The organism is Actinocrinis sp. (assembly GCF_035605935.1).
In the GTDB taxonomy this organism is placed as follows: Bacteria; Actinomycetota; Actinomycetes; order Streptomycetales; family Catenulisporaceae; genus Actinocrinis.
In genome coordinates this window covers 13,916-28,456 of sequence record NZ_DATNGK010000112.1, presented here as the reverse complement: position 1 = coordinate 28,456, position 14,541 = coordinate 13,916, and the positions used below count along the sequence as shown (strand labels likewise).

Below are 14,541 nucleotides of genomic sequence, written 5' to 3'. Positions count from 1 at the left end.
AGGGTCTGGACCGCGGCTAGCGTCGGGCCGAGACACGGGGTCCAGCCGATGCCGAACACCATGCCGAGCAGCGGCGCGCCGACCAACCCGGCGGCCGGTCGGTAGTGCAGCCGCGCGTCGCGCTGGAGCCAGGCCGACCAGCGTTGCGGCATCGCGCCCGCGAAGAACAACCCGAGCAGGATGACCAGGCTGCCGAAGACCTCCTCCAGCACCCGCTCATGCTGAATCAGGTTCGAGCCCGCGTAGCCGAAGGCCGCGCCGGCCGATACGAATACGGCCGTGAAGCCGAGGACGAAAAGGCTCGCGCCGAGGACGGTGCGGCCGCGCAGCGAGCGTCGTTCGCCGACGACGGTTCGCTTCTTGGTCAGCGTTTGCGTTTGCCCCGCGCCCGCGTCGGCTTCGCGCTCCTCGTCCTGCGCGCAAGCTTGTGCGGCCTTACGTGCCTCTACGTCTTGGGCGTCGAGCGCGGACATTCCCGTGACGTACGACAGGTAGCCCGGCACCAGCGGCAGTACGCACGGCGACGCGAACGAGACCGCCCCGGCGGCCAGCGCGACTGGCACCGCCAGCAGCAGCGAGCCACCGGCCATCAGCGACGCGACCGACATATCAGCTCCCGCTTAAGACCTTGTCGAGCGCCTGCTTGAGCTGAGGCTCGGTGGTACCGCCGATGATGCGCGTCGCGATCTTGCCGGTGCGGTCGACGATGATGCTCGACGGGATGTTGCTCGGCGGCACGACCGTCTTGAACTCGAGCAGCAGCGTCTCGGACGGGTCCTGGAGCGACGGGTAGGTGATGTGGTCGTCGCGGACGAAAGCGAGCGCGGCGGCGTTGATGTCACGCGCGTTGATGCCCAGGAACTGCACGCCCTTGGACTGGTACTGCTCGTAGGTCTCCTGTAGCGCGGGCGCCTCGACCCGGCACGGGCCGCACCAGGAGCCCCAGATGTTCACCACGACGAACTTGCCGCGGTAGTCGGCGAGCGCGAGTTGCTTACCGTCCAGGGTCGTGCCGGCCAGGTCCGGGACCGCAGTGCGCTGGTTCGGGGCGTAGTAAGTGACGGTCGTCCCCGACGACTCCACGAACCCGGTGTCGCCCCCGCCGCCGGTGGTGTTGGTGCACCCGGCCAGCAGCGCTGCGCCCGCGAGCGCAGCGGCAAGCGCTCCCGCCGCGCGGCGGGAGGAACGGGAGGTACGGGCGGGTACGACCATGCGAAGAGTCTCGCACGGGCGGATTCGGCCGAAGCCGCGGGGGTCCGCGCGGCTACCAGGGGACTCAGGCCCCGGCGACGAACTTTTTCGTGGTCTTGACCGGCAGCAGATCCTTCGCCGGTTCCTGGTAGTCGATGCCGACAAGACGCGCGCCGACGTACCGGAACGAGGTCACCGAGGCGAGCGAGCACTGGCGGCGGCGCGGATCGTGCCACAGCCTGCGGTGCTCGGCGGCGAGCCGGGTCACCCAGATCGGCAGCTGGTGGCTCACGCAAACCGCCTCGTGCCCGGCCGCCCTGTCCCGCGCGGCTTCCAGCGCCGCTGTCATCCGCGCGACCTGCTCCACGTAGGGCTCACCCCAGGAGGGCCGCAGCGGGTTGTACAGCCGTGGCCACACGCCGGGGCGCTTGAGCACGCCGTCGCCGACACTGAACCGCTTGCCCTGGAAGTAGTTCTCGGCCTCGATCAGCCGCTCGTCGGTGCCGACATCCAGCCCCAGCCGCTCGGCGATCGGCGCGGCGGTCTCCTGTGCGCGATCAAGCGGCGAGGCGATCACCGTGACCACGTCTCGGTCCGCGAAGAACTCGGCGGCCCGCTCGGCCATCTTGCGGCCCAGTTCGGACAGGTGGAAGTCGGGCAGCCTGCCGTAGAGGATCCCGGTGGGGTTGTACACCTCGCCGTGGCGCATGAGGTGGACCGTCGTTTGCGTGCCGGGATCGATCTGCGTCATGCCGCGCATCTTATGCGAGTTGGATTTACGCCTGGTTCCATCGCGGTGACCTGCCAATTCTCAGCGCTGCGGGCGCCCAGCGGCGTGCCGAGGCGACTCGTCACCTGCCGACCGCCGCTGCCGCGCGCGCCGCAACCGGCAGCGCCGCCGCGATCCGGTCCACCGCCGCGCCGTCATGCGCCGCCGAGACGAACCAGGCCTCGAATGCGCTCGGCGGCAGGTAGACGCCTTCGCTTAGCATCGCGTGGAAGAACGCCGTGAACACCTCGGTGTCCTGCCGCTTCGCCGCCGCGTAGTCGGTGACCGGCTCGTCGGTGAAGAAGATCGAGAACATCGTCCCGGCGAACTGCACCCGATGGGCGACCCCTTCCTTCGCCAGGGCCTCGGAGGCGAGTTCGGCGATGGTGCGCGCCGTGCGGTCCAGGTGGTCGTAGACGTCGGGAGTGCAGTTGCGCAGCGTCGCGATACCGGCGGCCGTCGCGACCGGATTCCCGGAGAGCGTCCCGGCTTGGTACACCGGCCCGGCAGGGGCGAGGCGGGCCATCACGTCCGCGCGTCCTCCGAACGCCGCCGTGGGAAAGCCGCCGCCCATCACCTTGCCGAAGGTCATCAGATCCGGGACGACGCCGTCGATGCCGAACCAACCGGTGCGCGAGGACCGGAAGCCGGTCATCACCTCGTCGGAGATGTACAGCGCGCCGTGCTCGTGGCACAGATCCCGCAGAGCCGCGTTGAAACCGTCCAGCGGAGGCACGACGCCCATGTTCCCCGCGGCCGCCTCGGTGATCAAGCAGGCGATCTCGTCGCCGAACTCTGCGAAGGCGGTCCGCACCGCCTCGAGGTCGTTGTACGGGACCACGATCGTGTCGCCCGCCTGAGCCCCCGTCACCCCTGGCGTGTCCGGTAGCCCGAGCGTCGCGACTCCCGAACCGGCCGCCGCGAGCAGCGCGTCCACGTGCCCGTGATAGCAGCCCGCGAACTTGACCACCTTCGAACGACCGGTGAAGCCGCGGGCCAGCCGGATCGCCGACATGGTCGCCTCGGTCCCGGAGGAAACCAACCGCACCTGCTCGGCCGGCTCGATCCGGGCCACGATCTCCTCGGCCAGTGCGACCTCGCCTTCGCTCGGCGTGCCGAAGGATGTTCCGCGCAGCAGCGCCGCCGAGGTCGCCTGGAGCACCGCCGGATGCGCGTGTCCGAGGATCAGCGGGCCCCAGGAGCAGACCAGGTCCACGTACTCGCGCCCGTCGGCGTCGGTGAGGTAGGCACCCTTGCCGGCGACCATGAACCGCGGCGTCCCGCCGACCCCGCGAAACGCCCGCACCGGCGAGTTCACCCCGCCCGGCGTCACGATCTGCGCGCGGTCGAAGAGCTTCTGGGATTCGGGGGCTTCATAGTCGTACGTCACCGGTCCATCCTCGCACCACCGCCGCGCGGTACTGCGCGGTGCAACCCCGCTCGCGCGTGCCCGCTCTAGATCGGATGACAGCAATTTCGCGCCCTCCAGGGAGGACGGACCCCTGCGTGATGACCCGCAGTGCCCACGAAAACGGTGCCCACCAGAGCAGCGCCCAACAAAGCAGCGACATCGGCGAACTCACCGCAGCTATACCCCCGGACCCGCAACCGCCGGACTTCGAGACCTACGCCGCGGCTCGCCAAAACCACCTCTACCGCACGGCCTACCTGCTGTGCGGTGACCGCGATCGCGCGCAGGACCTCGTGCAGACCACGCTCGTCGCGCTGCTGCGCTCCTGGCGTAAGGCGCGGCTGGCCGAGAATCCGGACGCTTACGCGAAGAAGGCGCTGGTGCGTGCATTCCTGAGTGAGCAGCGCAAGCTGCGTCGCAGCGTTACCGCGCACGCAATTTTGCGGACCGAGCCCGGGGGCACAGCGGCTGCCGCCGACCCGACCGAGCTACGCATGGTCGTGCTCGACGCGCTGCGTTCGCTGCCCACAAAGCCGCGCGCCATGGTCATCCTCCGGTACTGGGAGGACCTGTCCGTCGAGGAAACCGCCGCACTGCTCGGATGCAGCGTCGGCAACGTCAAAAGCCAGTGTTCGCGCTCGCTCGCCAAGCTACGCGAGCGGCTCGGCGACCGGTTCACCGAACTATCTGAGCCCTGACGCCGGCCTGGCCCCCATTCTCACCCCGCCGGAATCAACGAACTGAGGAACCGCCATGCCGAATCTGCACGAACTCTTCGACGCCGCCTCCGACGGCCTGCCGCCGCTGCCCGACCTCGCCCCCGCCGCCCGCCGGATCGTGCGCCGCAGAAAGACCGCCACGCGCTGCGCGGCTGCCGCGCTCAGCAGCGCGCTCGTCATCGGCGCCGGCACATTCGTCCTGTCCGGACAACATGCGGGCGGTGTCGCGAACATCGCCGGCAGCACGCCCCGGGCCTTCAGCAACCAGTACGTCCTCGACACCCTCCGCGGCCTCTGGCCGATCAACGGCCAACACCTCGCGCTCGATCCGGATTACGGCCAAGCCATCGTCGTCAGCGAGGGCGGCAAGAGCGTCGGCCGGATGTTCTTCCAGGTGAACCCGGACAGCGCCTCGGTTCCGGGCGTACTCGGCTGTATGTACGGCGATCCGGGCGTCAGTTGCACCACGATGAAGACCGCGGACGGCGATCGGGTCTTGGTAGAGCACGCGACAGAGAGCCCCATTGGTCAGGGGCTGGCCGGGACCGCGCCCCTGCATGCGACCGCGACCTCGGAAGCGACGGCGACCGCGGCAGAACAGGCACACTCGGCAGGTCAAGGCGGAAGTCTGCGGGCGTATCGGTTGCACGGCACGTCGCTGGGCCAGCTCTCCGTCGTGATCGATAAGGGAACGACGCCAACTGACCAGCAACTGTTTGCGCTCGTCGAGTCGACTGCCTACGAGCAGCTGATTGAGAGCGCCACCGCGGCCAGCTCCTTCGAATGGCTTGGCACGCCGCCCGCCACCGCTACCCAAACCCGCACAGCCACCCAGACCGCCACTGCTGCGCAGGGCTCCACGCAGGCCAGGCCGCCGACGCCGGGCGCCAGCGTCACGCCTCCGCGTGGTAGCGATTCTGCGCGGCCTCCAGCGACTCCGTGACCAACGCCTCCACGGCGTCGGCTGCCCGGTCCACGTGGAACGGCAGTTCCTTGTTCTCCACCGAGGAGAACGGCTTGAGCACGAAGTCCGCCGGGTCCTGGCGACCCGGCGGACGGCCGATCCCGAACCGGACGCGAAGGTACTCGCGCGTACCGATCGACTTGGTGATGGATCGCAGCCCGTTGTGCCCGTTGTCCCCGCCGCCGCGCTTGAGTCGCAGCGTGCCGTACGGCAGGTCAAGCTCGTCGTGCACCACGGCGATCCGCTCGACCGGCACCTTGAAGAAGTCGCGCAGCGCGGCGGTCGGCCCGCCGGAAAGGTTCATGAAGGATTTGGGCTTGCCCAGCACCACGCGGGTTCCGCCGATCCGGCCCTCCACCACGTCCACGCCGCCGCGGTGCGCCTTGAATCGGCCGCCCATCCGCTGCGCGAGCAGATCCACCACCAGGAAACCGGCGTTGTGCCGGGTGGCTGCGTAACTCGGGCCGGGATTGCCGAGGCCGATCACCAGCCACGGTGCATTGTCCGCCGCCATCGTTCGACCGGGCCCTTTCCCTTACAGCTGATTCGCACCGCTTACTCGTACGGGCTTACAGACCAGTGCCGCACCCCGAACCGTCCGGGGTGCGGCACTGCTCCAACGCGACACTGCTCCCGCTCAGAAGCGGACTCAGCCCTCTTCGGTGGTCTCCGGCTCGGCAGCCGTGGCCTCCGGGGCCTCGGCCTCGCCGGTGTCCCCGGCCATCTGCTCGGCGGTCGGCGAGGGCAGCACGTGCACGACCACGTGCTCCGGGTCGGTGACCAGTACGGCGCCGCGCGGCAGGGTGATCTCCTTGGCCAGGACGTGTCCGCCGACCTCGATGCCCTCGATGGAGACCTCGATGGAGCCGGGGATGTTCGTGGCCTCGGCCTCGATCGACAGCGCGGTCAGCGTGTGCTCGAGCAGCCCGCCGGCCACGACATCGCCCACGGTGACGACCGGGACCTCGACGGTGACCTTCTCGCCGCGGCGCACCAGCAGCAGGTCGACGTGCTCGATGGTGCGGCGCACCGGGTCCTTCTGCACGGCCTTCGGCAGGGCCAGCTGCTGCCGGTTGCCGAGGTCCAGGTTCAGCAGCACATTCGGGGTCTTGAGCGCGAGGAAGAGCTCGTGCTCCGGCAGCGCGAGGTGCACCGCCTCTTCCTGGTGGCCGTAGAGCACGGCCGGGATCTTGCCGTCGCGGCGCAGCTGGCGCGCGGCGCCCTTGCCGAACTTGTCGCGCGGTTCGGCGCTGATGCGGACTTCAGACATGGTTTTCCTCCTCGGAATCGGGAAGCCTGGGCGATCTGGCGCAACTCGACACCGAGGCGGAGACGGGCCATACCCGCTCGCCCGATACCTCGTTCGGCACGTCGATCACGGAGCGGGCCTGGGCCCCTCCCTCGCCGGGCAACTCGGGCAAGTCTACCCGAGCTGGAAGACGGCCCCGGACCAGCGGACGAGCGCTGGTCCGGGGCCGTGCCCGCTGCGTTACACCGGCTAAGACGCGAAATAGCCTTCCACGTCCGCGATGATCTGAACGTTGCCGCTCGATCCGTTGTAGAAGTCGATATTCCCGTTGACCACCGGCACGACGACCAGGTTCGGAATCGTCTCCCCGGCACTGAAATTAAGGTTCGACGCGCTCGGGCGCGGTGCCCCATCCGAGTACACCGTCAGATATCCGCCGGCTGCAGGACCGGTCACCGTCACGTTCAACACGACGGCAGTCACGTTCCCGGGAGAGATCCCCAGCGAACCCATGATCGGAAGGACTGCCGCGGATCCCGGCGCGACCACTCCGCCTGCACCGCCAAGCCCGCTGCGCGTGTCCATCGCCCGGGTCGGACCGGCCGGGTGGTATGCCGCACCAGAGCTCGCGTAATAGCCGGTGATGTCGGCGATCAGGTCCAGCGCGACGCCGGAACCGTTGTAGAAGTCGACCTTCCCATCCACAACCGGCACCACGACCAGGTTCGGAATCGTCTCCCCAGCACTGAAATTGAGACTCGACGCCGTCGGACGCGTCACACCATCCGGAAACACCGTCACATAGCCACCCGAAGCAGGACCAGTCACAGTCGTGTTCATCACAACCGCCGTCACGCCCGTCGCCGGAACCCCAGCCACGCCGCCGACCTGAAGCTTGACCACGCCACCCGGCGCGACCCGAGCCTGCGGCGCACCGACACCATGCCGAGTATCCAAGACGCGAGTCGGCGTCAGCGGCATCAGCAGACCAGCGGCAGGAGGCGGCGGAGCTGCGGTGACCGTGAACGCGTTGGGCAGGTAGCCCGGCGAGGGAGTTCCGAGCGTGTAGCTGGACGTGTCGAGCACGATGTCGTACTTACCTGGCGTCACACTGTACGTATCGAGATCCAATGTGAGCGAAGTACCATCAGCGCTCACCGCGAGCGGCCGATTGCCGTAGTAGTTGGTTACGGCCAAGTAGTTGCTTGCCAAGGTCACCCGCGTGCCCAGCGTCAGCCCGGTCCCGGTGATCGTGATCCGGTCGATTCCAGCCGCTCCCTGAGCCGGTGACACCGAAGAAATCGTCGCCTGCACCGGCGGAATACCATTACAGGCAATGCGGCACCCTACGCCCTGCATCGTGTAACTGACCGGCGTAGGCGCGATACCGGGAAATACCACGAACACGGCATCGCCAGCCGGATCGTTCGACTGCGTGGAGCAGTTGAAGCCGAACATCCCGTAGTTCACGCCGTAGCAAAGCCCGATGCCGTTGGTCCAGTCGCTCGGCAGGTACATGCTGACCCAGACGGTATTCACGCCTGTAGCCGTGTCGGATCCGTACACGCCGAAGGCCTGAGACGGCTGCATCGAGATCACGCCGCAATATGCGGTCGAGCTTTCAGTCAAGGTCCGGTTCTGGACCGGGAATCCAGTAGCCGAGAGTTGGTGCGCGGTGCACTGCGGAGCCCAACCGGCGGCGGTGCCCACCTTCCAGACGTCCACGTGGGCCGGAATGGTCACGCCTTCATAACCGGACGCGATCACCACGGCCTGATAGCCGGCTGAGCCGGTGACGTTGCAGGACATACCCCACTGGCGGCAAACGATCTTACCGGTCGGATCGGTCACCACGAGGACCGCGCTGGCCTTGTTCGGCGCGACCGCCCGCACGTCGGTCCACCACATGTCCGTGGCCGCCGCGGCGACGTGGAAGCAGGCGGCGTCCAGGTCCGAGTTCAGCATCAGCGATGAGGACGGGCCGCCGACCGCGGTCGAGGCCGGCGCGCCACAAGACGCCGTGCTGGAGACGTCCCGGCGGACCAAGTCGTATGTGTCGCTTGCGCCGGACGGGCTCATGAGCAGCGCCGTGTACGCAATCCCGGCCTGATACGAGCAGAACGCGAGGCTGTTGCCCAAACAGATCTGCTTGCCGGTCGGATCGTTTATGGTGACGCCGGCGTTCACCTTGTTCGCGGTGTTCGCGTAGTCGATCATCTCACCGGTCGAGTGGGCGTTCGCCGGGATGGTCAAGCACCTGCCCCAGAGGCTCGGGTCAAGCGTCGTCTGGACGCCCCACGAGCCGCCGAAGCCCGATTGCGGCCACGCCGTGCAGCCCGCGGTCGAGTCGGTGCGCTGCACAAATTCCTTGTAGCCCGACCCTGCCGGACGATCCGAGAGAACGAGCCGGAAGGGCGCGGTACCGGAGAGCGTGCATACGTCATACGTGTAGTAAGGGTCCGAACATTGCTGCACTCCGGTGCCATCCAGCACCTGCATCACCGGGATACTGACCGTGCTAGACGCGAGCTGGTTGAGGACGTAGTCCGCCTTGCCGGAGGCGGTCGGCAGAGTCAGGCAGATCTCCTCGCCGAGCCCGGTGAAGGTGCCGGTCACCGCTCCGGTGGCGAAATCCGTGTCGCCGGTCGCGGTACAGCCACTGCTCTCGTTCGCCGCGATGAACACGACGCCGAACGGGATCAGCGTGCTGCTGATGTCCTCCTGCATCACAAAGCTGTACGTACCGGCGGACAGGGCGCAGTTTGGTCCGGCGTTGGTGCAGGCGACCGAGCCGTCGAGGTTGTAGAGCGTGCTGAACGGCGAACCGCCATCCCACACCGCATAGACCTGGTACGAGCCTGCCGTGGTCACCGTCAGCGCGCGGCAACGGACCAGCGAACTGGTGTCAGGAACCTGACCGTAGACCTGCCGACTCGTCGCTACGCAGCCCTGTGGATTCGTCACGCTGTTGAGCCGCAGCTGATACGCCGATGCAGCGGCGGAGTAGTAGCCGCTCACGTTCGCACGGTACGGACCGGTGCCGGTCAGCGTGCAGATCTCGCCGCCGCCCGGCGGGCAGACCTGCGCGCCTGTCGCGTCGAAGAAGTCGAGATATTCGCCGGTGACCTGGGAGTCCAGCACAGCGTTCGAAGGCAGATTCAGAAGGTAGCAGTCGCCCACGGAACCATCCGCGAGGTTGCCCTGGATCGTCGGCGCGGCGAACGAGGTGTCAGCAGTCGCACAGGACGTGTCGGAGAGCATCGGACGGTAGTCCAGCGTGAAATCGCTACCGGAGTTGGACACCTGGAAGGTGTATGCACCCGCGGCCGTCGTGGCGCATCGCGTCGGGCCGTAGCCCTGCTGGCAGGTAACCGGATTGCCGTCCGGACCGGTTACCGAGACATAGGGGCCGCCGCTCGTCGACATCGCCTCGATGAGCAGCACGTCGGACGTACTTGTGAGCGTCGCGGTGAAAGTGTCTGGTCCCGCACTGCCGGTACACGGATAGATCGTGTCCGGCTGGATCACACCGCTGCACGTGTTCGGCACCGTGCTGGCGGCGATCGCGTGAGCGGCGGCCGCGGCTCGTGCCTTGCGCACGGCGTCTGGCGAGACCGGCGCCGGAGCCTTCGCCTTGGGCAGAGCCGCCGGCTTCGTGGGCACGGCCGGCTTCGACTTCGCCGCCGTGCCGCCGCCCGCGGGCGCCGAACTCCCGGCGGCCGGCTTGATAGTGGAGCCGGACACGGCCGCGCCGGCCGCGCCGATGGGCATAACCAGCGCCGCGAGCACCGCGACGACCAAGGCCGAAACGGCAAGCAGCCGGCGCCACACGGATTTGCGATACGAACGCATGGACAAACCCCCCGAGTTCACCCTCAAACCACCCCTGAACAGTCCCTATGCGCCACGAAGGCAGCCGGACTATATCAAGGCTGATTCCGATCGACCAGGTGATATTCGGTAAAGAGTTCGAAGCCGAAGAAACCTCTGCGCTCGTCGGACCGGTTAGGCGTCGCCCTCGAACATCGAGGTCACCGAGCCGTCCTCGAAGACCTCTGAGATGGCCCGCGCCACGATGGGCGCGACCGAGAGCACGGTGAGCTTGTCGAAGCGGCGCTCCTCGGCCAGCGGCAGCGTGTCGGTGACGATGACCTGGCTGACCCGCGAGTTCTTCAGCCGGTCGATCGCCGGTCCGGAGAACACCGCGTGCGTCGAGACGATGATCACCTCGGCCGCGCCGTTTTCGTACAGCGCCTCGGCCGCGGCGCAGATGGTTCCCGCAGTGTCGATCATGTCGTCCACCAGGACGCAGACGCGGCCGCGGATGTCACCGACGATCTCGTGTACGGAGACCTGGTTCGCCACGTTGATGTCGCGGCGCTTGTGCACAATGGCGATCGGCGCGCCGAGCTTGTCGCTCCACTTGTCGGCGACCTTCACCCGGCCGGCGTCCGGGGAGACGATCGTCATCCGTGAGATGTCGATGTTCTCCCGGATGTACTTGATCAGCAGTGGCATCGCCCACAGGTGGTCGACCGGGCCGTCGAAGTAGCCCTGGATCTGGTCGGTGTGCAAGTCGATCGCCATCAGCCGGTCCGCGCCGGCTTGCTTGAACAGGTCGGCCATCAGCCGGGCCGAGATCGGCTCGCGGCCGCGGTGCTTCTTGTCCTGCCTGGCATAGCCGTAGAACGGCATGATCACGGTGATCCGCTTCGCCGAGGCGCGCTTGAGCGCATCGACCATGATCAGCTGCTCCATGATCCACTGGTTGATCGGCGCGGTGTGACTCTGCAGCACGAAGGCGTCGCAGCCGCGCACCGACTCCTCGAAACGCACGTAGATCTCGCCGTTGGCGAAGTCGAAGGCCCGCGTCGGCGCCAGCTCCACGCCCAGTTCTTTGGCGACCTGCCGGGCCAGCTCCGGATGGGCTCGGCCGGAGAACAGCATCAGCTTCTTCTGGCCGGTCGCCAAGATCCCGGTCACTGTACGCACTCCCCAAGGGTCGCTGCCACGGTCGGAGCCGACGCGCGCGGCGGCGCGAGGCCCGGTGCGGCCGGGAGCCCGCGTCCGGTCCGCAGGGCGGATTACGGGCGATTCGTCCTGGCCGTCCGGCTAAGCCGGGCCTTGTCTCTCATCCTATGGTCTCAGAACAACTGCTGCTATCGTCCGGATGTTCGCGCGGCGTTCGCCTTCGGTTCGCCCGAGTTCGCCCGATCGCGCCGGGAATCGCCCTGTGCCGCGCCGCGCCGGATGTGACGGACTCGACACCCGTTATTTCCCGGCGTCACCCGAAGCCACAGCGCCGTTTTCGGCGTCTGCTGTTCCTTCGCGCGATGCCGCGGCGCGCGCGGCTTGCGCCGCGTTCGTCCCCGGCCACTTGCGCTCCACCCAGCCATCGATGTTGCGCTGCTGCCCCCGCGCCACCGCGAGCGCGCCGGCCGGAACCGGCTTGGTGATCGCCGAACCGGCGGCGACATACGCACCGTCCGCGACCTGCGCCGGAGCGATCAGGACCGTGTCCGTGCCGACGAACACGTGATCGCCGATCTCGGTTCGATGCTTGTTGACGCCGTCATAGTTCGCCGTGATGGTTCCGGCGCCGATATTGCAGCCCTCGCCGATCTGCGCGTCGCCGACATAGGACAGGTGCGGAACTTTCGAACCGTCACCGACGACCGCGTTCTTCATCTCGACGAAGCCGCCCGCCTTGGCCTTGCGCCCGAGCCGCGTGCCCGGCCGCAGATAGGTGTACGGACCGACCGTCGCGCTCTCACCGATCACCGCACCCTCGGTTGTGGCGTTCGTCACGCGCGCCCCGGCGCCGACGATCGTCGCCGTCAGCGTGCAGTTCGGGCCGACCTGCGCGCCGGCCGCGATCCGCGTCTCTCCGCACAGCTGCGTGTTCGGCAGCACAACGGTGTCCGGCTCCAACCGGACCTGGACGTCGATCCACGTGGTCGCGGGATCGACGATGGTGACCCCTTCGCGCATCCAGTGCCCAGTCAGTCGCGCGTTGAAGATCCGGCGCAGTTCGGCCAGCTGCGCGCGGTCGTTGGCACCGAGGATCTCGTGGTGGTCCGCGACGGTGAGCGCGCCGACGCGGTGACCGTCCTCGGCGAGGATGCCAAGCACGTCGGTCAGGTACTCCTCGCCCTGCGCGTTCGCGGAGGTCAGCCGGGAAAGACCCTCGGCCAGCAGCTTCGCGTCGAAGGCGTACACGCCCGAGTTGATCTCGCGGATGGCGGCCTGCTGCGGCGAGGCGTCCTTCTGCTCGACGATCCGCTCGACCGCGCCGTCCCGGCGCACGATCCGGCCATAGCCGGTCGGATCCGGGACATTCGCCGTCAGCACGGTGACCGCGTTGCCGGCCTCCTGATGCACCGTCACCAATGCGTCCAGCGTGCCCGCGGTCAGCAGCGGCGTGTCGCCGTAGGTGACGACGACCGTCCCGTCGATGGCGCCCTGCGCGGCGATCGCCTCCGTCGCGATCCGCACCGCGTGCCCAGTGCCGTGCTGCACCTCCTGCACGACTGGCTGCGCCTCGGCGTCGATCTCGGCCAGGTGCGCGGAAACCTGGCCGCGCCCGTGCCCGACCACGACGACCAGCCGTTCCGGCGAAAGCTCCCGCGCCGCGGCGACGACATGCCCCAGCATCGACCGCCCGCACAGCGTGTGCAGAACCTTCGGGGTCGCGGACTTCATCCGCTTCCCCTCCCCCGCGGCCAGGATCAGTACGGCTGCGGGACGGACGGGAGCTGACGCGCTCGGCTCAGACACACCGGTCTCCTCGACCTCGGATGCTGGATTTCAGCACCGAGCCTACCGGCTGATCTACCGCCTGGACGGCCGAGCGTCCGAGTTCGGTGAGGGCTCCCGGGGAAGGATTCGAACCTCCATAACAGACACCAAAAGACTGCGTCCTGCCCTTAGACGACCCGGGAAGGTTTGAGTCCTCGCTACGGAGAACTCGGCCCCCTAGTCTGGCACATCCGCGGCACCACCCGCCGCCAGGATTCCGCGACCTGCCGTATCCACGGCCAGCACCTATCCCCACCAGAATGCGGCGGCGATGAGCACGTAGAGGCCGACCATCGTCGCGCCTTCCAGCCAATCCGATTCGCCGTCGGACACTAGGTATGCGACGGCGAGCGTGGAGACGCCGACCGTGGTCACCAGCATCGGGTTGAAGACCAGCGTGAAGGTCGCGCCGCCGACCAGTGGGGAGAGCAGCACCAGCGCCGGGGCTAGGACCAGGGCGATTTGCAGCGGGCTGTTGAGGATCACCGAGAGGGCGTGGTCTGCCTGGTTCTGCCAGGCGAGCTTGACGCCGACCGCGTTCTCCACGGCGTTGCCCGCGATGGCCACGATCACCAGGCCGGCGAAGGCGTCCGAGATGTGCAGCGAGTTCATCGCGGGCTGCAGGGCATTGACGAACAGGTCCGATACATACGCCGCGAGCACTCCGGTCACGGCGAGCATGCCCACCGCGAACGCGAGCGGCCAGCGATTGCCTTGCTCCTGCTCGGCGGCTTCCGCGCGCGCCCCAGCCGGCTGCTGCTCGCCTGGTTCCGGCGCCGCCTCGGCGGCGGACTCCTCGCGACGCAGGGAGGCGGGCACCGAGAGCGCGAACACGACCAGTAGCACCACCGCGGTGATGCGAGAGAGACCCACCTCGTGGCTCGCGGCGGCGGCGTGGATGTAGGACGCGAGGGACGGCACGAGCATCGCGGCGACCGAAAGGATCATCAGCGCCATGATCATCCGGGCCCGGCCCTCGGAGAAACGCAGCACCCCGTTCTTGCGGCCGCCGACGAAGAAGGAGAGGCCGAGCACCAGCAGCAAGTTGCCGAGGATGGAGCCGATGATCGCGGCGGTGACCACGTCGGTCAGGTGCGAGCGCAGCGCGAAGATGCAGATGAACAGCTCCGGCAGGTTGCCGAGGGCGGATTGGAGCACGCCGACCGCGCCGGCGCCGAGCCGGTCCGCGAGATGGTCCACGGCCCGGCCGACCAGCGCCGCGAGCAGCGCCACCGCTACCGCGCAGACCACGAACGGGAAGACCGCTCCGCCGCCCTTGGTGAGCGCGGCGGCGATGGTGAACGCCGCCGCCCCAAGCATGAGGACGATGTCCGATCGGCTCAGGACCCTGCCGAGCGCGAGCTGTTTACCGGTATCGGGCGGCCCTGCGGGCTGCGTGGTCGTCATGACCGCCGAGCGTAGGGCATGACGGACCGCTGC

At 68.2% G+C, this 14,541-nt stretch carries 12 protein-coding genes and 1 tRNA gene; 2 read left to right on the top strand and 11 right to left on the bottom strand.

The window, feature by feature from the left end; genetic code table 11:
* The 4 genes from VN779_RS09900 to hemL form a co-directional block, all read right to left on the bottom strand.
* Window positions 1–608: cytochrome c biogenesis CcdA family protein (locus VN779_RS09900; protein ID WP_325722163.1), on the bottom strand; the 608-nt coding region annotated here is incomplete at its 3' end.
* Between the two features lies 1 nt (window position 609).
* Window positions 610–1,212, bottom strand: a complete 603-nt coding sequence (locus VN779_RS09895; protein ID WP_325722162.1) for a TlpA disulfide reductase family protein — start codon at window positions 1,210–1,212, stop codon at window positions 610–612.
* 64 nt (window positions 1,213–1,276) lie between these two features.
* Window positions 1,277–1,942 (bottom strand): histidine phosphatase family protein, encoded by a 666-nt coding sequence (locus tag VN779_RS09890; RefSeq protein ID WP_325722161.1) that lies wholly within the window; start codon window positions 1,940–1,942, stop codon window positions 1,277–1,279.
* Window positions 1,943–2,042: 100 nt separating this feature from the next.
* Window positions 2,043–3,350, bottom strand: a complete 1,308-nt coding sequence (gene hemL / locus VN779_RS09885; protein ID WP_325722160.1) for a glutamate-1-semialdehyde 2,1-aminomutase — start codon at window positions 3,348–3,350, stop codon at window positions 2,043–2,045.
* Between the two features lie 119 nt (window positions 3,351–3,469).
* On the opposite strand from hemL, the gene VN779_RS09880 reads away from it, so the two are divergent.
* Entirely contained in the window at window positions 3,470–4,069 is a 600-nt protein-coding gene (locus tag VN779_RS09880) for a SigE family RNA polymerase sigma factor (protein ID WP_325722159.1), read from the top strand.
* A gap of 55 nt (window positions 4,070–4,124) precedes the next feature.
* Complete coding sequence (locus tag VN779_RS09875; RefSeq protein ID WP_325722158.1) at window positions 4,125–5,033, top strand: hypothetical protein; 909 nt, start codon at window positions 4,125–4,127, stop codon at window positions 5,031–5,033.
* Here the strand turns inward: VN779_RS09875 and pth are convergent.
* From pth to cax, 7 genes are all read right to left on the bottom strand, one after another.
* A complete protein-coding gene (gene pth / locus VN779_RS09870) occupies window positions 4,984–5,568 on the bottom strand; it encodes an aminoacyl-tRNA hydrolase (protein ID WP_325722157.1) in 585 nt (194 codons plus the stop codon). The genes VN779_RS09875 and pth overlap by 50 nt on opposite strands.
* Window positions 5,569–5,703: 135 nt before the next feature.
* On the bottom strand, window positions 5,704–6,324 hold the full coding sequence (locus VN779_RS09865) for a 50S ribosomal protein L25/general stress protein Ctc (RefSeq protein WP_325722156.1): 621 nt from the start codon (window positions 6,322–6,324) through the stop codon (window positions 5,704–5,706).
* Window positions 6,325–6,552: 228 nt separating this feature from the next.
* Complete coding sequence (locus tag VN779_RS09860; RefSeq protein ID WP_325722155.1) at window positions 6,553–10,155, bottom strand: hypothetical protein; 3,603 nt, start codon at window positions 10,153–10,155, stop codon at window positions 6,553–6,555.
* 153 nt (window positions 10,156–10,308) lie between these two features.
* Window positions 10,309–11,286 (bottom strand): ribose-phosphate diphosphokinase, encoded by a 978-nt coding sequence (locus VN779_RS09855; protein WP_325722154.1) that lies wholly within the window; start codon window positions 11,284–11,286, stop codon window positions 10,309–10,311.
* A 288-nt stretch (window positions 11,287–11,574) separates the two neighbouring features.
* Window positions 11,575–13,080, bottom strand: coding sequence for a bifunctional UDP-N-acetylglucosamine diphosphorylase/glucosamine-1-phosphate N-acetyltransferase GlmU (glmU, locus tag VN779_RS09850; RefSeq protein WP_325722153.1), 1,506 nt, complete (start codon window positions 13,078–13,080; stop codon window positions 11,575–11,577).
* A gap of 93 nt (window positions 13,081–13,173) precedes the next feature.
* Window positions 13,174–13,244, bottom strand: a tRNA-Gln gene (locus VN779_RS09845).
* 103 nt (window positions 13,245–13,347) lie between these two features.
* Window positions 13,348–14,508, bottom strand: a complete 1,161-nt coding sequence (cax, locus tag VN779_RS09840) for a calcium/proton exchanger (protein WP_325722152.1) — start codon at window positions 14,506–14,508, stop codon at window positions 13,348–13,350.
* Window positions 14,509–14,541: the final 33 nt, after the last annotated feature.